This is a genomic window from Nocardia jiangsuensis, assembly GCF_042650385.1.
GTDB lineage: Bacteria > Actinomycetota > Actinomycetes > Mycobacteriales > Mycobacteriaceae > Nocardia > Nocardia jiangsuensis.
The window spans coordinates 104,481-129,877 of sequence record NZ_JBHSAX010000023.1 but is presented as its reverse complement, the minus strand read 5'-3'; the positions used below and the strand labels follow the sequence as shown (position 1 = coordinate 129,877).

At 72.3% G+C, this 25,397-nt stretch carries 21 protein-coding genes; 13 read left to right on the top strand and 8 right to left on the bottom strand.

Annotation, left to right across the window (positions count from 1 at the left end; translation table 11 throughout):
* Positions 1 to 108: 108 nt before the first annotated feature.
* Positions 109 to 1,284 (top strand): dephospho-CoA kinase, encoded by a 1,176-nt coding sequence (coaE, locus tag ACFO0B_RS27995; RefSeq protein WP_378616077.1) that lies wholly within the window; start codon positions 109 to 111, stop codon positions 1,282 to 1,284.
* On the opposite strand, the gene ACFO0B_RS27990 is transcribed toward coaE, so the two are convergent.
* Complete coding sequence (locus tag ACFO0B_RS27990) at positions 1,271 to 1,795, bottom strand: DUF402 domain-containing protein (protein WP_378616075.1); 525 nt, start codon at positions 1,793 to 1,795, stop codon at positions 1,271 to 1,273. The two genes, coaE and ACFO0B_RS27990, sit on opposite strands and share 14 nt — an antisense overlap.
* 69 nt (positions 1,796 to 1,864) lie before the next feature.
* Here ACFO0B_RS27990 and uvrB point away from each other — a divergent pair, with 69 nt between their 5' ends.
* Positions 1,865 to 4,027 (top strand): excinuclease ABC subunit UvrB, encoded by a 2,163-nt coding sequence (gene uvrB, locus ACFO0B_RS27985; protein ID WP_378616073.1) that lies wholly within the window; start codon positions 1,865 to 1,867, stop codon positions 4,025 to 4,027.
* A 115-nt stretch (positions 4,028 to 4,142) separates the two neighbouring features.
* Here uvrB and ACFO0B_RS27980 read toward each other — a convergent pair whose 3' ends face one another.
* On the bottom strand, positions 4,143 to 4,613 hold the full coding sequence (locus tag ACFO0B_RS27980; protein ID WP_378616071.1) for a VOC family protein: 471 nt from the start codon (positions 4,611 to 4,613) through the stop codon (positions 4,143 to 4,145).
* Here ACFO0B_RS27980 and ACFO0B_RS27975 point away from each other — a divergent pair.
* From ACFO0B_RS27975 to ACFO0B_RS27965, 3 genes are all read left to right on the top strand, one after another.
* The gene (locus ACFO0B_RS27975; protein ID WP_378616069.1) at positions 4,612 to 5,547 is read left to right on the top strand and encodes a DUF6597 domain-containing transcriptional factor; all 936 of its coding nucleotides are present in this window, start codon (positions 4,612 to 4,614) and stop codon (positions 5,545 to 5,547) included. The genes ACFO0B_RS27980 and ACFO0B_RS27975 overlap by 2 nt on opposite strands.
* Before the next feature lie 67 nt (positions 5,548 to 5,614).
* Entirely contained in the window at positions 5,615 to 6,031 is a 417-nt protein-coding gene (locus tag ACFO0B_RS27970) for a DoxX family protein (protein ID WP_378616067.1), read from the top strand.
* A 325-nt stretch (positions 6,032 to 6,356) separates the two neighbouring features.
* Complete coding sequence (locus tag ACFO0B_RS27965) at positions 6,357 to 6,809, top strand: universal stress protein (protein WP_378616066.1); 453 nt, start codon at positions 6,357 to 6,359, stop codon at positions 6,807 to 6,809.
* A gap of 153 nt (positions 6,810 to 6,962) precedes the next feature.
* Here ACFO0B_RS27965 and ACFO0B_RS27960 read toward each other — a convergent pair whose 3' ends face one another.
* The 3 genes from ACFO0B_RS27960 to ACFO0B_RS27950 form a co-directional block, all read right to left on the bottom strand.
* Complete coding sequence (locus tag ACFO0B_RS27960; protein WP_378616064.1) at positions 6,963 to 9,233, bottom strand: HelD family protein; 2,271 nt, start codon at positions 9,231 to 9,233, stop codon at positions 6,963 to 6,965.
* A 91-nt stretch (positions 9,234 to 9,324) separates the two neighbouring features.
* Positions 9,325 to 10,674, bottom strand: a complete 1,350-nt coding sequence (locus tag ACFO0B_RS27955) for a diguanylate cyclase domain-containing protein (protein ID WP_378616062.1) — start codon at positions 10,672 to 10,674, stop codon at positions 9,325 to 9,327.
* Positions 10,675 to 10,880: 206 nt separating this feature from the next.
* On the bottom strand, positions 10,881 to 12,602 hold the full coding sequence (locus ACFO0B_RS27950; RefSeq protein ID WP_378616060.1) for a sensor histidine kinase: 1,722 nt from the start codon (positions 12,600 to 12,602) through the stop codon (positions 10,881 to 10,883).
* A gap of 276 nt (positions 12,603 to 12,878) precedes the next feature.
* Between ACFO0B_RS27950 and ACFO0B_RS27945 the strand changes: the two genes are divergently transcribed.
* The gene (locus tag ACFO0B_RS27945; protein WP_378616058.1) at positions 12,879 to 13,706 is read left to right on the top strand and encodes a sigma 54 modulation/S30EA ribosomal C-terminal domain-containing protein; all 828 of its coding nucleotides are present in this window, start codon (positions 12,879 to 12,881) and stop codon (positions 13,704 to 13,706) included.
* On the opposite strand, the gene ACFO0B_RS27940 is transcribed toward ACFO0B_RS27945, so the two are convergent.
* Positions 13,703 to 14,335, bottom strand: a complete 633-nt coding sequence (locus tag ACFO0B_RS27940) for a response regulator (RefSeq protein WP_378616056.1) — start codon at positions 14,333 to 14,335, stop codon at positions 13,703 to 13,705. The two genes, ACFO0B_RS27945 and ACFO0B_RS27940, sit on opposite strands and share 4 nt — an antisense overlap.
* A gap of 220 nt (positions 14,336 to 14,555) precedes the next feature.
* On the opposite strand from ACFO0B_RS27940, the gene uvrA reads away from it, so the two are divergent.
* The gene (gene uvrA / locus ACFO0B_RS27935; RefSeq protein ID WP_378616054.1) at positions 14,556 to 17,639 is read left to right on the top strand and encodes an excinuclease ABC subunit UvrA; all 3,084 of its coding nucleotides are present in this window, start codon (positions 14,556 to 14,558) and stop codon (positions 17,637 to 17,639) included.
* A gap of 559 nt (positions 17,640 to 18,198) precedes the next feature.
* On the opposite strand, the gene ACFO0B_RS27930 is transcribed toward uvrA, so the two are convergent.
* Together ACFO0B_RS27930 and ACFO0B_RS27925 are read right to left on the bottom strand one after the other, a co-directional pair.
* Positions 18,199 to 18,576 carry a DUF1844 domain-containing protein gene (locus tag ACFO0B_RS27930; RefSeq protein WP_378616052.1) on the bottom strand — a complete coding sequence of 126 codons (378 nt, stop codon included), beginning with the start codon at positions 18,574 to 18,576 and terminating at the stop codon, positions 18,199 to 18,201.
* Positions 18,577 to 18,581: 5 nt separating this feature from the next.
* Positions 18,582 to 19,079 (bottom strand): DinB family protein, encoded by a 498-nt coding sequence (locus ACFO0B_RS27925; protein WP_378616050.1) that lies wholly within the window; start codon positions 19,077 to 19,079, stop codon positions 18,582 to 18,584.
* Between the two features lie 374 nt (positions 19,080 to 19,453).
* Between ACFO0B_RS27925 and infC the strand changes: the two genes are divergently transcribed.
* From infC to pheT, 6 genes are all read left to right on the top strand, one after another.
* Positions 19,454 to 20,074 carry a translation initiation factor IF-3 gene (infC, locus tag ACFO0B_RS27920; RefSeq protein ID WP_378616252.1) on the top strand — a complete coding sequence of 207 codons (621 nt, stop codon included), beginning with the start codon at positions 19,454 to 19,456 and terminating at the stop codon, positions 20,072 to 20,074.
* Between the two features lie 55 nt (positions 20,075 to 20,129).
* A complete protein-coding gene (rpmI, locus tag ACFO0B_RS27915) occupies positions 20,130 to 20,324 on the top strand; it encodes a 50S ribosomal protein L35 (RefSeq protein WP_378616048.1) in 195 nt (64 codons plus the stop codon).
* A 115-nt stretch (positions 20,325 to 20,439) separates the two neighbouring features.
* Positions 20,440 to 20,820, top strand: coding sequence for a 50S ribosomal protein L20 (gene rplT / locus ACFO0B_RS27910; protein ID WP_378616046.1), 381 nt, complete (start codon positions 20,440 to 20,442; stop codon positions 20,818 to 20,820).
* A 79-nt stretch (positions 20,821 to 20,899) separates the two neighbouring features.
* Positions 20,900 to 21,706 (top strand): TrmH family RNA methyltransferase, encoded by an 807-nt coding sequence (locus ACFO0B_RS27905; protein WP_378616044.1) that lies wholly within the window; start codon positions 20,900 to 20,902, stop codon positions 21,704 to 21,706.
* Positions 21,707 to 21,788: 82 nt separating this feature from the next.
* Positions 21,789 to 22,847: a phenylalanine--tRNA ligase subunit alpha gene (gene pheS, locus ACFO0B_RS27900; protein ID WP_378616042.1), complete on the top strand. Its 1,059-nt coding sequence runs from the start codon at positions 21,789 to 21,791 to the stop codon at positions 22,845 to 22,847.
* A 30-nt stretch (positions 22,848 to 22,877) separates the two neighbouring features.
* Positions 22,878 to 25,379: a phenylalanine--tRNA ligase subunit beta gene (pheT, locus tag ACFO0B_RS27895; RefSeq protein WP_378616040.1), complete on the top strand. Its 2,502-nt coding sequence runs from the start codon at positions 22,878 to 22,880 to the stop codon at positions 25,377 to 25,379.
* Positions 25,380 to 25,397 lie beyond the last annotated feature (18 nt).

Genomic DNA, 25,397 nt, shown 5'->3' with positions numbered 1-25,397 from the left:
AAATGATCTCGGCATCGTCACGGATCGGGCAGCGGCCGGAATTCAGGTGAATTCGGAGCGCGCCATGGGTACCAAGACTGATCGGCACCTCGTGCGAGACTGTCTTCCATGTTGCGGATCGGCCTCACCGGAGGCATGGGAGCGGGCAAGTCGACGGTGGCGCGGATCCTGACCGAGCTCGGCGGCGTCCTCATCGACTCCGACGCCATCGCCCGCGAGGTGGTCGCGCCCGGCACCGAGGGGCTGGCCGCCCTGGTCGAGCGCTTCGGTGCCGGCATCCTGGCCGCCGACGGCAGCCTGGACCGGCCCGCGCTGGCCGCCATCGCCTTCGCGAGCGACGAATCCAGGGCCGCGCTGAACAGCATTGTGCACCCCCTGGTCGGCAAGCGCACCGCGGAGCTCTTCGCCGCCGCGCCCGCCGACGCCGTCGTGGTGCAGGACGTGCCGCTGCTCGTGGAGAACAACCTCGCGCCCATGACGAACCTGGTGCTCGTCGTGCACGCCCCCGCCGAGCTGCGGCTCCGCCGGCTGGTCGAGTTCCGCGGCGTGGACGAGGCCGACGCACGGGCGCGGATCGCCAGCCAGGCCACGGACGAGCAGCGCCGCGCCGCCGCCGACGTCTGGCTGGACAACAGCGGCGAGCCGGAGGCGCTCGAGCCGGTGGTGCGCGCGCTCTGGTCCGAGCGGCTGCTGCCCTTCGAGCGCAACCTGCGCACGGGTACCGCGGCCGAGCCGGAGACCGTCCGGCTGGCCGAGTCGGACCCGGAGTGGCCCGCCCAGGCGCAGCGGCTGATCGCCCGGCTCCGGCTGGCCTGCGGCGGCGCGGCGACAGCCATCGAGCACACCGGCTCCACCTCGGTGCCGGACTTCCCGGCCGAGGACGTGCTCGACGTCCAGATCACGGTGCCGAGCCTCGAGGTCGCGGACGGGCTGCGCGACGGGCTCACCGCCGCCGGGTTCCCGGTCAGCGAGCACCGCTTCGACAACCTCGAGCCCGCCGACGACGACCCGGCCCGCTGGGAGAAGCGGCTGCACAACAGCGCCGACCCGGGGCGGGCGGCCAATATCCACCTGCGGGTGGCCGATTCGCCCGGCGCCCGCTTCGTCATCGCCCTCCGGGACGCGCTGCGCGCCGATCCCGAGCTGCGCGCCGAGTACCTGGCGGTCAAGCGCAAGGCCGAGGCCGAGGCGGAGGGGCTGACCGGCCGGGCGGCGATGGACGCCTACCTCGCCGTCAAGGAGCCCTGGTTCGACGAGGTCTACGCGCGGCTCAGCGCCAGCTGAGCGCCATGCCGAGCGAGCCGGCCCAGGCGTCGACCGAGTAGCCGTGCGCGGCCAGCCCCTCGATGGCGTAGGTCGCGTTCAGCACGGCGGCCTCGGCGGCGGCGGCGTCGATCAGCCCGGCCTCCAGCGCGGCGAGCAGCTCGTCGGTGTCGAGCAGCTCGGCCTCCCTGCCGTTCTGCACCGCGATGTCGAGGTAGTGGTCGAGCGCGCGCCAGCGCTGCGGGGCGACCGGGCGGAACACCCCGATGTCCAGGTAGACGTCCTGATCGGGGCGTTCGCCCGCCCGGAAGTGGAAGATCGTCGCGCGCACACCCAGGTCGGGGAGCAGCCAGGACTCCATGTGCTCGAACCGGGGATGGTCGGCGGTGCGCGACATGTACAGCCCCCACGGCTCCTCCCGGTACACCTCCACCGGCCGCACGAACCCCTTGTTGTCGGTGTTGGTGCGCGCCGCCAGATCGAAGTGCTCGACCTTGGGCCGATGCACCGATACCCCCTGCGCCTCTGTCATGCCCGGAAATGTACCGGGCTCCGGTCACCGCGCCGGAGTGTGTCGGTGGCTCCGCCTACCCTGGTGAGCATGGCATTCGCAACCGAGATCCCCGAGGGGACGCCGCTGGCCCACTCGGAGTTCCGTCCGGTGGGCGAGATCGAGCGTGCCGACGGGCAGTTCCGGGTCGTCAGCGACCACGAACCCGCCGGTGATCAGCCCGCCGCCATCGCCGAGCTGGAGCGCCGGGTGCGGGCGGGGGAGCGCGATGTCGTGCTGCTCGGCGCCACCGGCACCGGCAAGTCGGCGACGACGGCCTGGCTGATCGAGAAGCTGCAGCGGCCGACGCTGGTGATGGCACCGAACAAGACGCTCGCCGCCCAGCTGGCGAACGAGCTACGGGAGATGTTCCCGCACAACGCCGTCGAGTACTTCGTCTCGTACTACGACTACTACCAGCCCGAGGCGTACATCGCGCAGACCGACACCTACATCGAGAAGGACAGCTCGATCAACGACGACGTGGAGCGGCTGCGCCACTCGGCGACCTCGAGCCTGCTCTCCCGGCGCGACGTGATCGTGGTCGCCTCGGTCTCCTGCATCTACGGCCTCGGCACCCCGCAGTCCTACCTGGACCGCTCGGTGCAGCTGGAGGTCGGCGGCCAGGTGGACCGGGACGCGCTGCTCCGGCTGCTGGTCGACGTGCAGTACACCCGCAACGACATGTCCTTCACCCGCGGCTCGTTCCGGGTGCGCGGCGACACCGTGGAGATCATCCCGTCCTACGAGGAGCTCGCGATCCGGATCGAGTTCTTCGGTGACGAGATCGAGGCGCTGTACTACCTGCACCCGCTCACCGGCGACGTGGTGCGCCAGGTCGACACCGTGCGCATCTTCCCGGCCACGCACTACGTCGCCGGGCCGGACCGGATGGCGCGCGCGGTCGGCGATATCGAGGCCGAGCTGGAGGGGCGGCTGGCCGAACTGGAGCGCCAGGGCAAGCTGCTGGAGGCGCAGCGGCTGCGCATGCGCACCCAGTACGACCTGGAGATGATCCGCCAGGTCGGGTTCTGCTCCGGCATCGAGAACTACTCGCGGCACATCGACGGCAGGCCCGCGGGCTCGGCCCCGGCCACCCTGATCGACTACTTCCCGGAGGACTTCCTCCTGGTGATCGACGAATCGCACGTCACCGTGCCGCAGATCGGCGGCATGTACGAGGGCGACATGTCGCGCAAGCGGAACCTGGTGGAGTTCGGCTTCCGGCTGCCATCCGCGGTGGACAACCGCCCGCTCACCTGGGAGGAGTTCGCCGAGCGGATCGGCCAGGCGGTCTACCTCTCGGCCACGCCGGGCCCGTACGAGCTGGGGCAGACCGGCGGCGAGGTGGTCGAGCAGGTCATCCGCCCGACCGGGCTGGTCGATCCCGAGGTGGTGGTCAAGCCGACCAAGGGCCAGATCGACGACCTGGTGCACGAGATCCGGCTGCGCACCGAGAGGGACGAGCGGGTGCTGGTCACCACGCTGACCAAGAAGATGTCCGAGGATCTCACCGACTACCTGCTCGGCCTCGGGATCCGGGTGCGCTACCTGCACTCGGAGATCGACACGCTGCGCCGGGTCGAGCTGCTGCGCCAGCTCCGGCTCGGCGAGTACGACGTGCTGGTCGGCATCAACCTGCTGCGCGAGGGGCTCGACCTGCCCGAGGTCTCCCTGGTGGCGATCCTCGACGCCGACAAGGAGGGCTTCCTGCGCAGCAGCACCAGCCTGATCCAGACCATCGGCCGCGCCGCCCGCAATGTCTCCGGGCAGGTGCACATGTACGCGGACAAGGTCACCGACTCCATGCGGCACGCCATCGAGGAGACCGACCGGCGCCGGGCCAAGCAGGTCGCCTACAACACCGAGAAGGGCATCGACCCGATGCCGCTGCGCAAGAAGATCGCCGACATCCTGGATCAGGTCTACCAGGAGGCCGAGGACACGGTGCAGGTCGGCGGCTCCGGCCGCAATGCCAGCCGCGGCAGGCGGGCCCAGGGCGAGCCGGGCCGCGCGGTGAGCGCGGGGGTGTACGAGGGCCGCGACACCTCGTCCATGCCGCGCGCGGAGCTCGCCGACCTGGTCGCCGAGCTCACCGCACAGATGATGAACGCCGCCCGCGAGCTGCAGTTCGAGCTCGCGGGGCGGCTCAGGGACGAGATCTCCGACCTGAAGAAGGAGCTGCGCGGCATGGACGCGGCAGGGCTGTCGTGAGCGGGCCCGCGCCGTGGCCGGGTGCGCGGGCGGGGCGAGCCGCCGTGGCTTCGTGAGCGGGCGGGCCCGGCGTGCTGCCGCGGGCGGGGCGACCCGCCGGGTGCTCGCGAGCGGCTCAGCCCTGCTGGGCCATCCACTCGTTCACCCGGCGCTCGGCCTCCGCGGGGGAGACGTCCTCGACCCGGGTCATGGTCACCCAGCGGTGCCCGAACGGGTCGATGAAGACGCCGAACCGGTCGCCGGTGACGAAGGTGGCAGGCTGCTCCAGCACCGTCGCGCCGTGCGCGGCGGCCCGCTCGACCACACCGTCCACGTCCGGGCAGTAGTGCACGATCGAGGTGTGCACCCAGCCCTGCTCGGGCGCGCGCACGCCGTTCTCCGGCATCGGCAGCCCGACCTGGAAGGTGGCGTCCCCGACCTTCACCTCGGCGTGCGCGGGCTGGCCGTCCGGCAGGTCGTTGCGGCTCACCACCTCGGCGCCGAGGACCGCCGTGTAGAAATCGAGCGCGGCGTTGCCGTCCGGCACCGCGAGGAAACAGGTGATCGAGTGGTAGCCGGCGGGGACGGGATTCACGGTGTTCGTCATGGGAACCACCCTGCCCCGCCCGCCCGCGCCGATCTTGGAAGAAAGCGACACGGTGGCTGACGAGCGCGCCGCGCCCATTCGCGGCGGAGTCAGCGCCGGGGAGAGCCTGAAGGGCATTCTGCACCCCGGCGAGCAGGCCAGGCACCGCTCGCTGAGCCGGCTGCCGGTCGGCCCGGCGCTGCGCCGCTACGTGGCCTGGTACTGGGCGGTGCACTGGGACCTGCGCGAGCCGTACCGGGCCGAGGTGCTGTCGCATCCGTGCGTCAACGTCACCTTCGAGGCGAGCGAGCAAGAGCGCGGCGGCTTCGTCAACGGGGTCTGCACCACCCGTTTCGAGCGCGAGCTCACCGGCCGCGGCCACACCTTCGGGCTGCGCTTCCACCCCGGCGGCTTCGGCGCCTTCACCGGGCTCGACGTCGGCGCGCTGCGCGACCGGCGGCTGCCGCTCGGCGCGGTGCTGCCCGGCGCCGACGAGCTGGCCGGGCCGGTGCTGGCCGCGGCCGACGACGACGGGCGCGCGGCGCTGGTCGAGGAGTACTTCACCGGCCGGGTCACCGCCGCCGACCCGCAGTACGACCTGGTGCTCACCGTCGTCGCGGCCATGGAGCGGGAGCGCGAGCTCACCCGGGTCGACCAGGTCACCGAGCGGTTCGACATCCGAGCCCGCACCCTGCAGCGGCTGTTCCGCCGCTACGTCGGCGCCGGGCCGAAGTGGGTGCTGCGCCGCTACCGGCTGCAGGACGGCGCGCACCTGCTCGCCTGCGGCCGCAGCGCCGACCTGGCCGCGCTCGCGCTCGAGCTCGGCTATTTCGACCAGGCGCATTTCTGCCGGGAATTCACCGCCGAAATCGGGATGCCGCCGCTGGAATACGCGCGTAATTCCGCCCGCAGCCCGATCCCCGGACACGATTCGGCCGATTCTTCGGGTCGTTAGGGGATATCCGGCGGCCGCGGCGGGACAATTGTCCCGGTCGGATTCCGATGTCTCGAAGGAGCGGGTCATGGATGTCGTTGTGCTGATCGGGCGGATCCTGTTCGCGGTGCTGTTCCTCGGCTCCGCCGCGGGGCACCTGACCCAGGCGGACGGGATGGCCGGGTACGCGGCGAGCCGGGGGATACCGGCGCCGAAGCTCGCCGTGCTCGGTTCGGGAGTGCTCATCCTGGTCGGCGCGCTGAGCGTGCTGCTCGGCGTCTGGGCCGACCTCGGATCGCTGCTGCTCGTGCTGTTCCTGCTGCCGACCGCGGTGCTCATGCACCCGTTCTGGAAGGAGACCGACGCGGAGACCAAGCAGATGGAGATGATCGGCTTCAACAAGGATGTCGCGCTCGGCGGTGCCGCCCTGGCGCTCTTCGCCTTCTTCGCGCACACGCCCGAGCTCGGGCTGACGATCACCGGGCCGCTCTTCCACCTGAACTGACCCCGGCGCGGTACGCATTTCCGGCCGGAAACCGGCGAGGTTCCGGTGCTGTGACGAATGTCTTACCGCGGCAAGGCGCTTCGATCGGCCTGTGACACTTCACAGATCGGCCCCCGCCGGCACCGCGTCGGCGCAGGTTGTCGCGGGCCGGTCAGCGAACTCGGGGTGCGGCGGATCACCGGAATGAGACGGGGACGCGGATGTGATGTGTTGCGATTTCTTAAATTCTGCGGGGTTTTGCCGCTATGGTCGGTCGCAGTCACCGCCCGGTGCGTGTCTCAGCCAGGCACCGGACCGGCACCCGCCCTGAGTCGTTGGAGGAGAGATGACCGCCTACCGGACCATTGTCGTCGGTACCGATGGATCGGACTCGTCGTACGTGGCCGTGGAGAAGGCCGCGGCGCTGGCCGGCGTTTCCGACGCCGCCCTGATCGTGGCCTGCGCGTTCTACCCGACGGACGATCGTGATGTCGCCGCCGCGGCGGACGTGCTCAAGGACGAGGCCTACCAGGTGCGCGGCTCCGCGCCGACCAACGAGATCCTGCGCGTCGCGCGGGACAGGGCCACGGCCGCGGGCGCCAAGAACATCGTGGAACGGTCCATCGTCGGCGAGCCGGTCGACTCGCTGCTGAACCTGGTGCGCGAGGTCGACGCCGATCTGCTCGTCGTCGGCAATCGGGGGCTGAACACCCTGGCCGGGCGGTTGCTCGGCTCGGTGCCCTCGGATGTCGCGCGCAAGTCCCGCTCGGACGTGCTCATCGTGCACACCGTGCGCTGACGCGCAGTTCCGCACCGCGGCCCCCGTCCGAGTCGAATCGGACGGGGGCCGCGGTGCGTCCGGGCCGCCCGCGCGTGGGTCAGCGGGCGCGCTGGGGCAGGCGCCGGCCGGAGGCCGGTACACCGTTCGAGCGCCGCGGAGCGCCCGCGCGCCTCAGGGCGCGAGTGTGCTCAGCTCGGTGGGGAGATCGGTGCTGTGCAGCACGGTGAGCCGCTGGGTGGCGCGGGTGAGCGCGACGTACAGGTCGTTCCGCCCGCGCGGCGACTCGTCGAGGATCGCGGCCGGCTCCACCAGGATCACCGCGTCGAACTCCAGCCCCTTCACCTCGGCGACGGTGAGCACCCGCACCGACTCCCGCGGCGGCTCGGGCAGCGCGCCGACCAGCGCGTGCGGCACGATCACCGCCGCTGTCCCCGGCCCGGTCTCCGCCGCCACCGCCTTCCCCACCGCGTCGGCCAGCTCGCCGGACGCGACCCGCACCGCCTTGGGCTCCACCCCGGTCGCCCGGATCGAGCGCGGCACCGTCGCCGCCGGATCGATCGCCGCCAGCACCCCGGCCGCCACCGCCATGATCTCGGCCGGTGTCCGGTAGTTGACGGTCAGCTCGGCGAGCTTCCAGCGCCGCGCCACGTAGGGCTCCAGGATCTCCTGCCAGGACGAGGCGCCAGCCGGGTCGCCGGTCTGCGCCACGTCGCCGACCGCGGTGATCCAGCGGTTCGGGATCCGTCGCATGACCATGCGCCAGGCCATCGCCGAGAGCTCCTGCGCCTCGTCCACGATGACGTGGCCGTAGGTCCAGGTGCGGTCGCCCGCGGCGCGCTCGGCGGTGGTCTGGCTGGTGCGCACGTTCTGCCGTTCGGCCAGCTGCCCGGCGTCGATCAGGTCGTAGGCCATCAGGATCTCCGGATCGAGCTCGTCCTCCAGATCCTGCGGCGCCGAGCCGGCGAGGATGTCGAGCGCGTCCTGCGCCTCCTCCAGCTTGGCCCGGTAGCGCCGCCGGGAGCGCTCCCGCTCCTCGGCGTCGTCCACCCCGAGCAGCTCGGCCAGCTCGTCGAGCAGCGGGGCGTCGGCGGCGCTGAACTCGCCGGTGGCCTGCCGGTGCAGCTCGGCCCGGTCAGCCGCAGGCATGGTCCGCGCCACCCGGGCCAGCCGCTCCGGCTGGGCCAGCAGGTCGGCGAGTACCTCCTGCGGCGAGAGGATCGGCCAGAGCCGGGAGATGGCGGCCTGCACCTCGGGGTCGGAGCGCATCTCGTCCCTGATGTCGTTCAGTTCGGCGGGGGCGAGCAGGCTCTCCGCGCCGACCAGGTTCGCGCCCATGGTGGCGGCGAGCTGCTCGGTGAGCGCGTCGATCACCGAGGCGGCGAAGACCGGCCGCGCCAGGTTGTGCGGGCGCCGGGAGGAGCGGGCGCGGCCGCGCGCCTTCGTCGCGATGCCGCGGTCCAGCGTCACCGGGTAGCTGTCGAAGCGCAGCCGGATCGGCTCCCTGGGCACCTCCTGCCGGTCCCGCACGGCCTGCTTGAGCACCTCCAGGATGGCGAGCGAGCCCTTGAGCTGGCCCGCGCGCAGGCTGTCCTCCCTGGCGGCCTTCACCCCGGGGTAGAGGTCGCCGATGGTGGAGAGCAGCACGCCGGTCTCGCCGAGCGAGGGGAGCACCTGCCCGATGTAGTCGAGGAAGGTGGCGTTCGGGCCGATGATCAGCACGCCGCTCTTGGCCAGCTGCTGCCGGTAGGTGTAGAGCAGGTAGGCGGCGCGGTGCAGCGCCACCGCGGTCTTGCCGGTGCCCGGCCCGCCCTGCACGACGAGCACGCTCTTGTGCTCGGAGCGGATGATCGCGTCCTGCTCGCCCTGGATCGTCTCGACGATGTCGTTCATGTGCCCGGTGCGGGCGGCGTTCAGCGCGGCGAGCAGCGCGCTCTCGCCGCCGACCCCCTCGTCCGGCTGCGCGGCGCCCGCCGCCTCCAGCGCCTCGACCGCCAGGTACTCGTCGTGCAGCGCGGTCACCCTGCGGTTGCGCGAGCGGATGTGCCTGCGCCGCCGCACCCCCTCCGGCATGGCGGTGGTGGCCAGGTAGAAGGGCCGGGCCAGGGGCGCGCGCCAGTCCAGCAGCAGCGGGTCGTAGTCGTGCTCCTCGTCCAGGATGCCGAGCCTGCCGACGTAGCGGCTGGCGTCCTCGGACTGCGCGGGGTCGAGGTCGATCCGGCCGAAGCAGAGCCCGTGCTCGGCGGCGTCGTACTTGGCCAGGTCCTCGCTGTAGAGCTGGGTGAACGATTCCCGCTCGCTGCGCGCCTGCGGGGTGCCGCCCGCCTCGAGCAGGACGGTGCGCAGCCGGGTGCGCGCGTACTCGCGCATGGCGTCCAGGCGCTCGTACAGCGCGGTCAGGTACTCCTGCTCGGTTACCAGGTCGTCGTCGCGGCCTTCGGGCACACTGAACTCCTTCTCGGCCGGGTGGGAGTCGCTGCGCGCGGCGCGCGCAGCCGGAGAACGGAACGATCGAGTCTACTCCGGGAAACGCCGGTCAAGAGGCGTGCGTGCTCGTCGGGTGGCCACGGTCACCGCCGGGCTTGGCCTGGTACATCGCCACGTCGGCATCGTGCAGCACCGCCTCCGGGGTGCGGTCGTCGCCGGGCAGCAGATCGGTGGCGCCGACCGAGGCGTCCACCTCGATCCGGTGCCCGCGCGCGATGATCGGCTCCGCCATGGCGGCGCGCAGCCGGTGCACGAGCGCGTCCTGATCGGCCGCGCGGGTGCGCCCGGCGACCAGGACGAGGAACTCGTCGCCGCCGAGCCTGCCGACCACGTCGTCGGCGCGCAGTGCCCGCTGCAGCCGCTGCGCCACGATCTGCAGCACGGTGTCGCCGATGGCGTGCCCGAGCCTGTCGTTGATCGCCTTGAAGCCGTCCAGGTCGATGAAGAGCACCAGCGAGACCGGCTGCTCGTCGCCCGCGGCCAGCGCCTCGGCCAGCCGGGCGAGCACCAGCGAGCGGTTGGCCAGCCCGGTCAGCGAGTCGTGTGTCGCCTGGTACTCCAGTTGCCTGCGGCTGGCGCGGAACTCGGTGATGTCGGCGAACGAGGAGACGGCGGAGGAGTCCGGGTCGTCCGGGTTCAGCAGCCTGCTGCTGCCGGAGAGCCAGCGGCGCTGCCCGTCGTGCCGGTCCACCCCGAAGACGTAGCCGGTGATGGTCTCGCCGGTGGCCAGCGTGCGCGCCACCTGGTGCCTGGCCGGGGCCAGCGGGCGGGCGGCGGCGTCGAGCAGGGTGAGCGGCAGCTCCTCGATCCGGCAGCCGATCGGGTCGAGCCCGGTGCGCACGCCGAAGATGCGCCGCGCGGCCGGGTTGATGGATTCGATCCGGCCGTCCCGGTCGATGCAGACCACGCCCTCCTCCAGCTGCTCGACCACCGTGGTGAAGTGCTGCTCGGCGCGGCGCTGCGCGGCCTCCGCGGTGCGCTGCGCGGTGAGGTCGTGGATCACCACCTGGTAGGCGAGGTGGCCGTGCCAGGGCGTGAGCACGGCGACGGTCTGCACGTCGACGGTGCCGCCGTCCACCCGGAGCAGCGTCATCTCGGCGGGCGGCGAGGCCGAGCCCTCCTCGGTGAGCAGGGCGATCCGGTTCAGCATGGCGGGCACGAAGCGGGGGTGCACGAAGTCGGTGAGCGGCCGGCCGACCACCTCGGCGGCCGACCCGGCGCCGAGCAGCCGGACGGCGGCGGGGTTCACGTAGACGACGGCGCCGCGCTCGTGCACGCAGACGCCGTCCGGGATGTGCTCGACCAGCGAGCGGTAGCGCTGCGCGAGCAGCTCGGCGCCGGCGAGCCGCGCGTCGGCGGCCGGCGTGCCGGCAGCATCGACGGTGCCGTCCTCACCCACGTCGCTCCCCGATCGCTCGTCCCGCGCCACACTCGCCGACGGCAGTCACCCGCACCCTGGCCACGGGGGTAACCGGTTCGTCCGCCGGGGAGCCGGCGGAGGAGCACAGATATTGCCCGGTGCCGCAGAAGCCGTCCAGAGCAGTACTCGATCATATGTCGATCGCGCGCACCGTTCCCGTTACCGCACAGTACGCACCGGTCCGATCAGAGCGGCACCGACCAGCGCAGCCTGGTGCCGGGGAAGGTGCTCGGGTCGGCGTCCGGGCCCGCGGTCGCCACCGCGAGCGAACCGCCAGCCGACTCGGCGCGCTGCTCCAGATTGCGCAGCCCGGAGCGGGCGACGTGGTGCGGCATGCCCCAGCCGTTGTCGGTGACCACCACCGTGAGCGCGCTGCCCGCGGCCACCTCGACCAGCACGGTGTCGGCGCCGGAGTGCCGCACGGCATTGCTGACCGCCTCGCGCACCACCGCCTCGGTGTGGTCGGCCAGCTCCGGCGCGAGCCCGTCCACCGGGCCGCTGATCCGCAGGTCGGCGTGGAGCGCCGTCTCCGCGGTCTGCTGGCGCACCGCGTCGGCCAGCCGCTGCGGCAGCCCGACGCCGCCGTGCAGGTCGAAGATCGAGGTGCGGATCTCCTGCACCACCTCGTGCAGGTCGTCGATGGTGGCGCCGAGCCGCTCCCGCACCTCCGGCCCCCGCACCTGCGGCAGCGTGCTCTGCAGCGACAGGCCGATGGCGAAGAGCCGCTGGATGACGTGGTCGTGCAGGTCGCGGGCGATCCGGTCGCGGTCGGCGACCAGGTCCAGTTCGCGTACCCGCTGCTGGGCGTCGGCGAGCTGCATGGCCAGCGCGGCCTGGTCGGTGAAGGCGGCGGTCAGCTCGACCAGCTCGTCGTCGAACGGCGCGAACCCGGCGGGGCGGATGGTGACCAGCACGCCGAGCGTGCTGTCCGGGGTGCAGAGGGGAAGCACGAGCACCGGCCCGGCATTGCGCAGCGGCACCCCGAGGTCGGCGTCGCCGAGCTCGTCCCAGCGCAGCGGGGTGCGCCGGGTGAAGGCCTCGCCGAGCGCCGTGCCCGCCACCCGGACCGGCTGCCAGTCGGCGCCCGCGTCCGGCCCGACCCACTGCGTCACCACCAGCTCCCGCACCGGGGTTCCGCCCGCGACCCGCATCGGCGCGCTGGCCAGGAAGGCCTGGTGCGAGCCGCTCAGCGTGCGGGCGTGGTCGACCACGTGCGCCAGCACCCGATCCGACTCGGTGCCGGCCAGGAACTCGGTGGCGATGTCGCGGGTCGCCTCGATCCAGGCCTGTCTCGTCCGCGCCGACTCGTACAGCCTGGCGTTGTCCACCGCGGTGCCCGCGGCCGCGGCCAGCGCCTGCACCAGCACGTCGTCGTCCTCGGTGAAGGGCTGGCCGCCTGCCTTCTCGGTGAGGTAGAGGCTGCCGAACACCTCGTCCCTGATCCGCACCGAGACGCCGAGGAAGGTACGCATCGGCGGATGGCCGGGCGGGAACCCGACCGAATCCGGGTGCGCGGTGAGGTCGTCCAGCCGCACCGGGCGGGTGTGCCCGAAGACCGTGCCGAGCACCCCGTGCCCGGCGGGCTGGGCCGCGATCTTCGCCCTTGTCGCGTCGTCGATGCCCTCGTCGAGGAACTGCACCACCTGCTCGTCGTGGCCGCGCACCGCGAGCGCGCCGTAGCGCGCGTCGACCAGCTGGGTGGCGGCGCGCACGATGGCCCGGAGCGTGTCGTCCAGATCCAGCCCCCTGGTGACCGTGAGCATCGCCTCGACCAGGCCGTCCATCCGGTCCCTGGAGTCGATGATGAGCTCGACCCGCTCCTTCACCTCGCCGAGCAGCTCGCGCAGCCGCAGCTGGGAGAGGGTGTCGCGCACCGAAAAGGGATCGCTGCCGTTCTCGTCGGTCATCCGCGCATTCCCCTGCTGCCGGGCATCGGCGCCCGAACTCGAAAACCCCTGCTGCGCGGCACCGGCCGCGCGGGTCCAGTTTAGAACGCCGGGGTCGCGAGCCGGCCGCGTGCGGGGGCCGTGTCGCAGACCCGGGCCGGTGACAGAGGACTTTCGACCCTGGCCCGGTGCTGTGGGCGGCTGTTCCATGGTCAGCGGGAACGAATCGGAAGTGGGGTGTGGCAGATGGATTCGTCGAAACGAGTGGGCCGGTCGTCCGCGCCGCGGTCGGTGGCGATGCGCCGCCGTCCGGTGGCGGCGGGCCGGATCCGCAGCACGCCCGCGCCGGAGCGGGCGGTACAGCAGTGGACGACCGCCGGTGATCCGGTGCTCGCGGTGACCACCTCGGGCGAGGTGGAGCCGGCCGAGGTGACCAGGGCGGTGCGCGCCATCGGCCGGGTGCTGCGCAGGCACCGGCTGGACGCCACCACCAGGGTCAGGGTGACGGCGCCCGCCCGCCCCGGCGAGCCGACCCTGGTGCAGGCCAACCTCTGCCTGCGCGACCTGCCGACCCGGGTGCAGGTCACCGGCCCGCGCGGCTTCGCGGTGACCTTCGCCGCCGAGCGGCTCGACCGCAGGCTGGCCCGTGCCGCCGCCGGGGAGGCGCGAGCCTGGCCCGACCCGGCCCGGCCGCCGCTCACCGCGGTCACCGCGGTGCGGCCGATCGTGCGCGGCAAGCAGTGCCTGCTGCTGGACGGCACCGTCGCCGAGGCGGCCGCCGTGCTGGACGCCATGGATTACGAGGCGTACCTGTTCGTCGACGCCGAGACCGGTGAGGACGCGGTCGTGCACTGGGTCGACGGGGTGGGCGCCGGGCTCATCCGGCAGCGCTCCACCCGGCCCGCGCCGTCCCCGATGACCGGGCCGCTGCAGGTCGGGGCGCTCACGGTGCGCACCAGCACCGAGCCGGCGCCGGTGCTGGCCAAGGCCGCCGCCGCGCACCGGCTCTGCCGCGCCGGCCTGCCGTTCCTGTTCTTCACCGACACCGCCACCGGCCGCGGCGCCCTGCTCTACCGCCGCTACGACGGCGACCTGACGCTGGTCACGCCCGCCGCCGCGGGCTAGTTCCCCGGATCGAGCTTGCTGGCGAGCACCGCCGCCTGGGTGCGGCGCTCCATGCCGAGTTTGGCGAGCAGCCGGGAGACGTAGTTCTTCACCGTCTTCTCGGCGAGGAACATGCGCGCGGCGATCTGCCGGTTCGTGAGCCCCTCACCGAGCAGCGCGAGCAACCGCCGCTCCTGCTCGGTGAGGCGCTCCAGGGTGGCGGCGCCGCTGGCGTGCCGCAGCCGCGCCTCCAGCGTCTCCGCCGAGCGCCCGCCGAGCAGCGAGCGCCCGGCGCCGACCTGCTTGATCGCCTCGGCCAGCTCCATCCCCTTGATGTTCTTCACCACATAGCCGCCCGCCCCGGCCAGCACCGCGTCCAGCATGGCGTGCTCGTCGCTGAACGAGGTGAGGATGAGGCAGCGCAGCCCGTCGTGCTCGGCGAGCAGATCGCGACAGAGCTCGATGCCGTTGCCGTCCGGCAGCCGCACATCCAGCACCGCGACGTCCGGATGCACCGCGCGCACCCCGGCGAGCGCGGCCGCGACGGTACCGGCCTGACCGACAACGGTCAGCTCCGGATCGCTCTGCAGTAGGTCCACCAGCCCGCGCCGGACGATCTCGTGATCGTCGACCAGGAACACCCCGAGCATCCCGCCCTCCGCTCCGCCCGCCGCCGACGCGGCGCCGCGTCCGTATGCTGGACGACGAATACGTGCGGCGCCTGCACCCCGGCGGCCGCGGTCGTCGTGTTCTGCGACCCCACCTTAGCCCCCGCCCCGACCTCGCGGCCGCTACTTGTCGGTGGTCGCCTCTAGCATCGCCGCCGGGGGCACCTGTGCATGTAGGAACACGATCGAGAAGGGACTTCTGGTGGCGGAACGCCTCACCGTTCGCGGAGCTCGGGAGCACAACCTGAAGGGGGTCGACCTCGATCTGCCCAGGGACAGCCTGATCGTGTTCACCGGGCTCTCCGGCTCCGGCAAGTCCAGTCTTGCCTTCGACACCATCTTCGCCGAGGGCCAGCGGCGCTACGTGGAGTCGCTGTCGGCGTACGCCCGGCAGTTCCTCGGCCAGATGGACAAACCGGACGTGGACTTCATCGAGGGGCTCTCGCCCGCGGTGTCCATCGATCAGAAGTCGACGAACCGCAACCCCCGCTCGACCGTCGGCACCATCACCGAGGTCTACGACTACCTCCGGCTGCTCTACGCGCGGGCGGGCACCCCGCACTGCCCGGTCTGCCACGAGCTGATCGCCAAGCAGTCCCCGCAGCAGATCGTGGACCAGGTGCTCGCCATGGACGAGGGGCTGCGTTTCCAGGTGCTCGCCCCGGTGGTGCGCACCCGCAAGGGCGAGTTCGTCGATCTCTTCGACCAGCTGAACAGCCAGGGCTACTCGCGCGTGCGGGTGGACGGCGTCGTGTATCCGCTCACCGACCCGCCGAAGCTGAAGAAGCAGGAGAAGCACGACGTCGAGGTGGTGATCGACCGGCTCGCCGTCAAGGGCACTGCCAAGCAGCGGCTCACCGACTCCATCGAGACCGCGCTGCGGCTGGCCGACGGCATCGTCGTGCTCGACTTCGTCGACCGCGACGAGCACGCGCACGACCGCGAGCGCCGCTTCTCCGAGCGGCTGGCCTGCCCGAACGGCCACCCGCTCGACATCGAGGACCTGGAGCCGCGCTCCTTCTCCTTCAACTCGCCGTACGGCGCCTGCCCGGACTGCACCGGCCTCGGCATCCGCAAGGAGGTCGACCCGGAGCTGGTGGTCCCCGACCCGGAGCTGAGTCTGTCGGAGGGTGCCATCGCGCCGTGGTCGCGCGGGCAGTCCGCGGAGTACTTCACCCGGCTGCTGTCCGGCCTCGCCGAAGCCAACGGCTTCTCCATCGAGACGCCGTGGAAGAACCTGCCCGTCAGGGCGCGCAAGGCGGTGCTCGAGGGCAGCACCGACCAGGTGCACGTCTCCTACACCAACCGCTACGGCCGCAAGCGCTCCTACTACGCCGATTTCGAGGGCGTCATGCCCTTCCTGCAGCGGCGCATGGAGAACACCGAGTCCGAGCAGATGAAGGAGCACTACGAGGGGTACATGCGCGACATCCCGTGCCCGGTGTGCCGCGGCAGCAGGCTGCGTCCGGAGATCCTCGCGGTGACCATCGCCTCGGGGTCGGAGCGGCGCTCCATCGCCGAGGTCAGCGATCTGTCGATCGGCGACTGCGCGGCCTTCCTGAACGGGCTCACGCTCGGCGAGCGGCAGGCCGCGATCGCCGGGCAGATCGTCAAGGAGGTGCAGGCCAGGCTCGGATTCCTGCTCGACGTCGGGCTGGAGTACCTGTCGCTCTCGCGCGCCGCCGCCACGCTCTCCGGTGGCGAGGCGCAGCGCATCCGGCTCGCCACCCAGATCGGCTCCGGCCTGGTCGGCGTGCTCTATGTGCTGGACGAGCCGTCGATCGGGCTGCACCAGCGGGACAACCGCAAGCTGATCGAGACGCTCACCCGGCTGCGCGACCTCGGCAACACGCTGATCGTGGTCGAGCACGACGAGGACACCATCCGGGCCTCGGACTGGGTGGTCGACATCGGCCCGATGGCGGGCGAGCACGGCGGCCGGGTGGTGCACAGCGGCACCTACCGGGAGCTGCTGACCAACGAGACCTCGCTGACCGGCGCCTACCTCGCGGGCCGGGAGAGCATCGCGCTGCCGCTGGTGCGCAGGCCGATCGACCGCAAGCGCAGGCTCACCGTGGTCGGCGCCACCGAGCACAACCTGCGCGGGATCGACGTGCACTTCCCGCTCGGCGTGCTCACCGCCGTCACCGGCGTCTCCGGCTCCGGCAAGTCCACCCTGGTGAACGACATCCTGGCCACCGTGCTGCAGAACAAGCTGAACGGCGCGCGGCAGGTGCCCGGCAGGCACACCAGGATCACCGGGCTCGACCACCTGGACAAGCTGGTCCAGGTCGACCAGTCGCCGATCGGCCGCACCCCGCGCTCCAACCCGGCCACCTACACCGGCGTCTTCGACAAGATCCGCACGCTCTTCGCGGCCACCACCGAGGCCAAGGTGCGCGGCTACCAGCCGGGGCGGTTCTCCTTCAACGTCAAGGGCGGGCGCTGCGAGGCCTGCTCCGGCGACGGCACGCTCAAGATCGAGATGAACTTCCTGCCCGACGTCTACGTCCCGTGCGAGGTGTGCCACGGCGCCCGGTACAACCGGGAGACGCTGGAGGTGCACTACAAGGGCAAGACCATCGCCGAGGTGCTGGACATGCCGATCGAGGTCGCGGCCGAGTTCTTCGAGCCGGTCACCTCGATCCACCGGTACCTCAAGACGCTGGTCGACGTCGGGCTCGGGTACGTGCGGCTCGGGCAGAGCGCGCCGACGCTCTCCGGTGGCGAGGCGCAGCGCGTCAAGCTCGCCGCCGAGCTGCAGAAGCGCTCGAACGGGCGCACCGCCTACATCCTCGACGAGCCGACCACCGGGCTGCACTTCGAGGACATCCGCAAGCTGCTCATCGTGCTCAACGGGCTGGTGGACAAGGGCAACACGGTCATCGTGATCGAGCACAACCTGGATGTGGTCAAGACCGCCGACTGGATCATCGACATGGGGCCGGAGGGTGGCTCCGGGGGCGGGTCCGTCGTCGCCGAGGGCACGCCCGAGGAGGTGGCCGGGGTCGACGGCAGTTACACCGGCGGGTTCCTGCGGGAGGCGCTGGCCGCCGCCGAGCGGCGCGGGGCTGTCGCGGCGCCCGCGCGCAAGTCGCGCAAGGCGGTTGCGGCGGCGCCGGCGAAGGCCGCTCGCGGCGAGGCCGCGCCGGCGAAGGCGAGCGCGCGGAAGGCGTCGGCCAAGAAAGCGCCTGTCGAGAAGGTGGCGGCCACCGATGCCGAGCCGGCGCAGCGCGCGGCGGCGACCGCCAAGCGCCTCTCGCGCAAGGCAGCCGCCCTGCGCTGAGCAGGAGCTCTCCGACGCGGGCGGCGAGTGCCGCCGAGTAGCACGTCGGGTGGCCGCGCCACCGTGCGCGGGCACCGCATTTCCGGTCATGCCGAGTGCGCAATCGGTCGAACGTCCAGATTCCGGCCCAATCTGAAACAGGCGTATGTAAGATCGGCGGCGCCGCGTCCGGATCGTGTCCCGGGCAGCAGCGGCACCCGTTCGATCCGAGTCGTTCCCGATCGCCGGCGCGGCGGCGGCACGACTCGGAATCGGTTCCGCCAGAGAGGAATTCACATGGAAGGCGTCGATATCGCGGCGCTGGTCGCTGCGGTGCTAGCGGCCCTGAGCACCGGCTCGTCGCTCAACTACAACCCCGGCACCGGCGCCTGAGCGCGTCCGTCGAAAGGAATACGAATACATGGATACCGGAAGTGCCGGGATCGCGGGCATCTTCGCTGCCCTCGCCCAGGTCATCGCCACGGGCTCGTCCATCTCGGTAACCCCGCCGGGGCTGTGAACGGCACCGGGCGGAGCCGCCGATCGGCGGCTCCGCCCGGTCGCGCACTGCCGGCAGTGCTCAGTGCACCGGCCCGGTGTACTTCTCGCCCGGCCCGGTGCCCGGCGCGTCCGGGTGCGCCGAACTCTCCCGGAAGGCCCGCTGCAGCGACTGCAGCCCGTCCCTGATCGGCCCCGCGTGCGGCCCCAGGTACTCGATCGAGGCCGTGACCAGCCCGGCCAGCGCGGTGATCACCCGCCGCGCCTCGTCCAGATCGCGCCGCGGGCTGGCGGCCGGATCCTCGTCGGCCAGCCCCAGCTTCTCCGCGGCCGAGCTCATCAGCATCACGGCGGCCCGGCTGATCACCTCCACCGCCGGAATATCGGCCAGCTCGCGCACATCGGGTTCGGTGTGCGCGGCGGTCTCGGTGGCGGCGGCGAATTCGGGCTGGTCGGTCATGGCGTTCAGGCTAGCGATGCCCGCCGGGCCAGCCGGAGCTGCCCGAGCTCCGCGACGTTCTTCATGAGCTCCGCGTTCACCCAGGCCACCAGGTGGGCCACCGACGGCCACGCGCCGGCCGGCTCGGCCAGCTCGTCCGGGCCGAGCGTCTCCAGCGCGGCGAGCCACTCGCTGCGCAGGGTGCGCAACCGGGCCACCGCGGCGGCGGTGCTGCCCGCCCACGGGACGTCGCCGGGCCCCGGCGCCGCCGTGCCGCGCGCGGTGGCCAGCGCGCCCGACCACCACCAGTCGATGTGCCAGGTGAGCCAGCCGATGGTCGGGACCGGGATCGGGGACGGCTCGGTCTCCGCCCAGTCCGGGCGCCAGACCCCGCCGGTGTCCGGGCGTACGGTCCAGATCAGCGGGCCCGGCTCCCACAGCGCGTCGTCGTCGGTGAGGTCGTCGAGGTGGATGGTGGCGAGCGACCAGGTGAGGTCGAATTGCCAGCGCAGCAGGTCGGTCACGGGCGGAACGGTCCCAGCGCGGGGCCGTCGCCCGCAAGGGAATAAGGCGCGATTGGGAGCCGGGGCGCATAACTGCTAGAGTTGTTCGCGACGACCGCCCTGGTCGGTGGTAAGCATGTCATTCGCATGCTCACTCTCCGTCCGGGGTCGCAAGTGGAGCCCGACTCCCACCGCCGCCGACCCTCGTGTCCGGTACGCGGTCCGGTCACCAGCCCTCCGGGGCCGGAATTCTCGTGCGCCCCTCGGTGCCCGGGTTCCGTGGTGATCGGTCGACTCGGGCCTCGGCCGGTGAAATACCGGACCGGGGCTTTCGCGTTGATACCGGGGTTACCTGCACGCGGTCGTCGACGACACCGCTTGACCTAGGAGGCCCCATCAGCACTGAGACCCGCATCAACGATCGCATCCGTGTTCCCGAAGTCCGGCTCATCGGGCCCGGCGGCGAGCAGGTTGGGATCGTGCGTGTTGAAGATGCGCTACGCGTCGCCCTCGAAGCCGATCTCGACCTGGTCGAGGTGGCCCCGGATGCCCGTCCGCCGGTCTGCAAGATCATGGACTACGGCAAGTTCAAGTACGAGACGGCGCAGAAGGCGCGCGAGTCCCGGAAGAACCAGGTCCAGACCGTCATCAAGGAGCAGAAGCTCCGCCCCAAGATCGACGACCACGACTACGAGACCAAGAAGCGCAACGTGGTTCGCTTCCTCGAGGCCGGGTCCAAGGTCAAGGTGACGATCATGTTCCGCGGCCGTGAGCAGTCCAGGCCCGAACTCGGCTTCCGGTTGCTGCAGCGGCTCGCATCCGATGTCACCGAGCTGGGTTTCGTGGAGACCTCGGCCAAGCAGGACGGCCGCAACATGACGATGGTCCTCGCCCCGCACAAGGGCGCGAAGACCCGGGTGAAGGCGCAGCAGGACGCGGCGCCGCGCCCCCGGACCGGCCCGGCCCCGGAACCGGCCCCCGCGCCGGCGCCGGCCGAAACGGCCGCGCCGCAGTAGGACGAACAAGCACTCGGCGGCCCACGGGCCGCCGGCACACAGATTGAGGACACTCATGCCGAAGATGAAGAGCCACAGCGGCGCCTCGAAGCGATTCAAGGTGTCCGGCCGGGGCAAGCTGCTGCGTCAGCAGGCGAACCGTCGCCACCTGCTCGAGCACAAGCCGAGCCGCCGGACTCGTCGTCTGGACGGCGTCGAGGCCGTCTCCGTGGCCGACGCTCCCCGCGTCAAGCGGCTGCTCGGTATCTGACGTGCTCCGGCGCGGGTGCGAGCCCGCGCGACCCCGCGTCCGCTGACCCGGACGCCAGAATCTATCGAACCAGGGTGCCTCGCCGCGCCCACGAACCTCGAACAGGAATCGATCAGTGGCACGCGTCAAGAGGGCCGTCAACGCTCAGAAGAAGCGCCGTTCCATCCTCGAGGCCTCCAAGGGCTACCGGGGCCAGCGGTCCCGGCTGTACCGCAAGGCCAAGGAACAGCAGCTGCACTCGCTCACCTACGCCTACCGGGACCGCCGGGCGCGCAAGGGTGACTTCCGCAAGCTGTGGATCGCGCGCATCAATGCCGCCGCCCGGCTCAACGACATCACCTACAACCGGTTCATCCAGGGCCTGAAGGCCGCCGGTATCGAGGTGGACCGCAAGATCCTGGCCGAGCTCGCGGTGTCGGACGCCGAGGCGTTCGCCGGCCTCGTCGTGCTCGCGAAGGCGGCGCTGCCCGAGGATGTCAACGCCCCCGCCGCCTGACGGCACCCGTTGAACCACGCATATCCGGAACGACCCGCTGGGAGCATCCCGCGGGTCGTTTCCGTGTCGGGCGGTGCCCGTGGCTGAGCCGCTGGAGCCGCGGAACCCGCGGGTCGTCGCGGCCGCCAAGTTGCACCGCTCGGCGCAGCGCCGGAAGACCGGTTCGTTCCTCGCCGAGGGGGCGAACGCGGTGACCGCCGCGCTGGAGACCGGGCGGGTGCGCGAGTTGTTCTACTCGGCGAGCGCCGCCCAGCGGGAGCACGACCTGGTCGCAGGCGCGGCGGCCTCCGGGGTGCGAACCACGGTGGTCAGCGAGCGCGCGGCGCAGCACCTGGGGGAGACCGTGACCGCGCCCGGCCTCGTCGCCGTCTGCGACCTGCTCGACATCCCGCTCGACGAATTGCTGATCCGCGCCGCCGCGCCCGCGCTGTTCGCGGTTCCGGTCGAGATCGCCGAGCCGGGCAATGCGGGCACCCTGATCCGGGTGGCCGACGCGGTCGGGGTGGACGGCGTCCTGCTCGCGGGCGACACCGTCGACCCGCACAACGGCAAGTGCGTGCGGGCCAGCGCGGGCAGCCTGTTCCACGTCCCGGTGGCGCGCGAGCGCGACGTCACCGCCGCGCTGGACGCGCTCAGTGCCGCCGGCGTCACCCTGCTCGCCACCACCGCGCGCGGCGAACTCGACCTGGACGACGCCGACCCGGTGCTGGCGGGCCCGGTCGCCTGGCTCTTCGGCAACGAGGCGCACGGGCTGGCGCCCGAGCTCGCCGAGCGCGCCGACCACCGGGTGCGCATCCCGATCCGCGGCCGCGCCGAGAGCCTGAACCTGGCCGCCGCCGCGGCCATCTGCCTGTACGCGAGCTCGCGGATCAGGCACGCCGGGTAATGCGGGTGAAGCCCGCACGGCCCATCGAATACGATTCGACCGGGACAATTCCGCACCCGACCGCAGGGAGAGACGAGCTACCGTGGCCGACGACACCGCCGCCGAGCAGGGCACCGCGCTGACCGAGGAGGCACTCGCCGCGGCCGCGGCCGCCGCCGAGAAGGCGTTCGCCGCCGCGGCGGATCTGGACGCTCTGGCCGTCGCCAAGACCGAGCACCTCGGTGGCAAGGCGCCGCTGGCGCTGGCCCAGCGCGCGCTCGGCACCCTGCCCAAGGAGGAGAAGAAGGAGGCGGGCAAGCGGGTCAACGCCGCCCGCACCCGGGTCTCCGATGCCTTCGACGCCCGCCGCGCCGCGCTGCTCGCCGAGCGCGATGCCGCCGTGCTGGTCGCCGAGGCCATCGACGTCACGCTGCCCGCCCGGCGGTCGCCCGTCGGCGCCAGGCACCCGATCACCGTGATCTCCGAGCAGATCGCCGACGTCTTCGTCGCCATGGGCTGGGAGGTCGCCGAGGGGCCGGAGGTGGAGACCGAGCACTTCAACTTCGACGCGCTCAACTTCCTGCCCGACCACCCCGCGCGCACCATGCAGGACACCTTCCACATCGCGCCGGAGGGGTCGCGCCAGGTGCTGCGCACGCACACCTCGCCGGTGCAGGTGCGCTCGCTGCTGGAGCGCGAGCTGCCGATCTACGTGGTCTGCCCGGGCCGCACCTTCCGCACCGACGAGCTGGACGCCACGCACACCCCGGTCTTCTCCCAGGTGGAGGGGCTGGCGGTGGACAAGGGGCTGACCATGGGGCACCTGCGCGGCACCCTGGACGCCTTCGCCCGCGCGCTCTTCGGCCCGGATACCCGCACCCGCATGCGCCCCAACTACTTCCCCTTCACCGAGCCGTCGGCCGAGGTCGACGTCTGGTTCCCGGACAAGAAGGGCGGCGCGGGCTGGGTCGAGTGGGGCGGCTGCGGCATGGTGAACCCGAAGGTGCTGATCGCGAGCGGGATCGACCCGGAGGAGTACAGCGGCTTCGCCTTCGGCATGGGGCTGGAGCGAACCCTGCAGTTCCGCAACGGGATTCCCGACATGCGCGACATCGTCGAGGGCGACGTGCGGTTCACCCTGCCCTTCGGCGTCCGGTCCTGACCCTTCCGATACGAGAGAGCGACACGTCACGTGCGAGTAGCGCAGTCCTGGCTGACCGAGATCATCGCCCGCACCGTCCCGGAGTGGTCGGTGACGCCGGAGGAGCTCGACGCGGGATTCGTCCGGGTGGGGCTGGAGGTCGAGGAGGTCGACCGGCTCCAGCGGGTGACCGGTGACATCGAGCGGCCGCTGGTCGTCGGCCGGGTGCTGGAGATCACCGAGCTCACCGAGTTCAAGAAGCCGATCCGGTTCTGCAAGGTCGACGTCGGCAACCCGGAGCCGCAGGAGATCATCTGCGGCGCGCGGAATTTCGCCGTCGGCGACCTGGTCGTCGTCGTGCTTCCCGGCGCGACGCTGCCGGGCGGTTTCCAGATCAGCTCGCGCAAGACCTACGGCCACACCTCGCACGGCATGATCTGCTCGGTCGCCGAGCTGGGTATCGGCAAGGACCACTCCGGCATCCTGGTGCTGGAGCCGGGCACCGCCTCCCCCGGCACCGACGCCAACGAGCTGCTCGGGCTGGACGACACCGTCATCGAGCTGAACATCACCCCGGACCGCGGCTACTGCTTCTCGGTGCGCGGCCTCGCCCGCGAGCTGGCCTGCGGCTTCGACCTGGAGTACGCCGACCCGGCGGTCCGCACGCTGCCGGATTCGGCCGCGCCCGCGTGGCCGATCACGCTGCAGCCGGAGTCGAAGTGCACCCGCTTCGCGGCCCGCCGGGTCACCGGGATCGACCCGAAGGCGGTGTCGCCGTGGTGGTTGCAGCGCAGGCTGCTGCTCTCCGGGGTGCGGCCGATCTCGCCCGCGGTGGACGTCACCAACTACGTCATGCTCGAGCTCGGCCAGCCGCTGCACGCCTTCGACGCCGCCGCGGTCCGCGGTGAGCTGGTGGTGCGGCAGGCGCGGCCGGGGGAGAAGCTGCGCACCCTCGACGACGTCGAGCGCACGCTCGACCCGGAGGACGTGGTGATCGCCGACGAGTCCGGCGTGGTCTCGCTGGCCGGTGTCATGGGCGGCGCGAGCACTGAGGTGCACGACGGCACCACCGACGTGCTGCTGGAGGCCGCCACCTGGAACCCGCTGCTCGTCTACCGGACCGCGCGCAGGCACAGGCTGGTCTCCGAGGCGGGCAAGCGGTACGAGCGGGTGGTCGACCCGGAGCTGAACGTGGTCGCGCTCGACCGCGCCGCCGCGCTGCTCGCCGAGATCGCGGGCGGCACCGTCGGGGACGTGCTCAGCGATATCCGGGTGCCGGTCGAGCCCGCGCCCGCCATCGCCATGGACATCGACCTGCCCGATCGCGTCGCGGGCGTCACCTACCCGACCGGCACCGCCGCGCGCCGCCTGGCCCAGATCGGCTGCACCGTCGAGGTGGCGGTGAGCGAGGTCGGGCACGGCCAGCTGCTGGTCACCCCGCCGAGCTGGCGGCCGGACCTGGCCCAGCCCGCCGACCTGGTCGAGGAGGTGCTGCGGCTGGAGGGGCTCGAGCAGATCCCGTCCGTCGTCCCCACCGCACCGGCCGGGCGCGGGCTGACCCCCGCGCAGCGCCGCCGCCGGGCCGTGAGCCGGGCGCTCGCCTTCGCCGGTTGCGTCGAGGTGCCGCCGCCGGTCTTCCTGCCCGCCGGGGTCTTCGACCTGTGGGGGCTGGACGACGACGACCCGCGCCGCGCCACCACCCGGGTGCTGAACCCGCTCGACGCCGAGCGACCCGAGCTCGCCACCACGCTGCTGCCCGGGCTGCTCGAGGTGGCCGCGCGCAATATCTCCCGCGGCGCCCGCGACCTCACGCTCTACGGCATCGCGCAGGTGGTGCTGCCCGGGCCGAACGTCAGGCCGGTCGAGCCGCTTCCGGTCGACCGCAGGCCCGCCCCGGAGCAGATCGCCGAGCTGCTCGACTCGCTGCCCGCGCAGCCGGTGCACGTCGGCGCGGTGCTCACCGGCCGCCGCGAGCCGCGCGGGCCGTGGGGTCCGGGCAGGCAGGCCGAGGCCGCCGACGCCTTCGCGCTGGCCGACGCGATCGGCGACGCGGCGGGGGTCGCGATCGAGCGCCGCCCGGCCGCGCACCTGCCCTGGCACCCGGGCCGCTGCGCCGAGCTCGTGGTGGACGGCGTGGTCGTCGGCTACGCGGGTGAGCTGCACCCGGCGGTGCTGGAACGGACCGGGCTGCCCGCCCGCACCTGCGCGCTGGAGCTCGACCTGGACGCGCTGCCGCTGCGCGACACCCGCCCGGTGCCGGTGGTGTCGCCGTTCCCCGCGGTGCTGCAGGACGTCTCGGTGACGGTCGCGCGCTCGGTGCCCGCCGCCACCGTCGAGGCGGCGCTGCGCGACGGCGGCGGCACGCTGCTGGAGGAGATCGCGCTCTTCGACGTCTACGAGGGCGCGCAGGCCGGCGCGGACCGTCGCTCGCTCACCTACGCGCTCCGCTTCCGCGCGCCCGACCGCACCCTCACCGAGGACGAGGCGAGCGCCGCCCGCGATGCCGCGGTGGCCGCAGCGGCGAGCGCCGTCGGCGCGGAACTGCGCGGGTAACGTCGGGGGAGTCCCCGG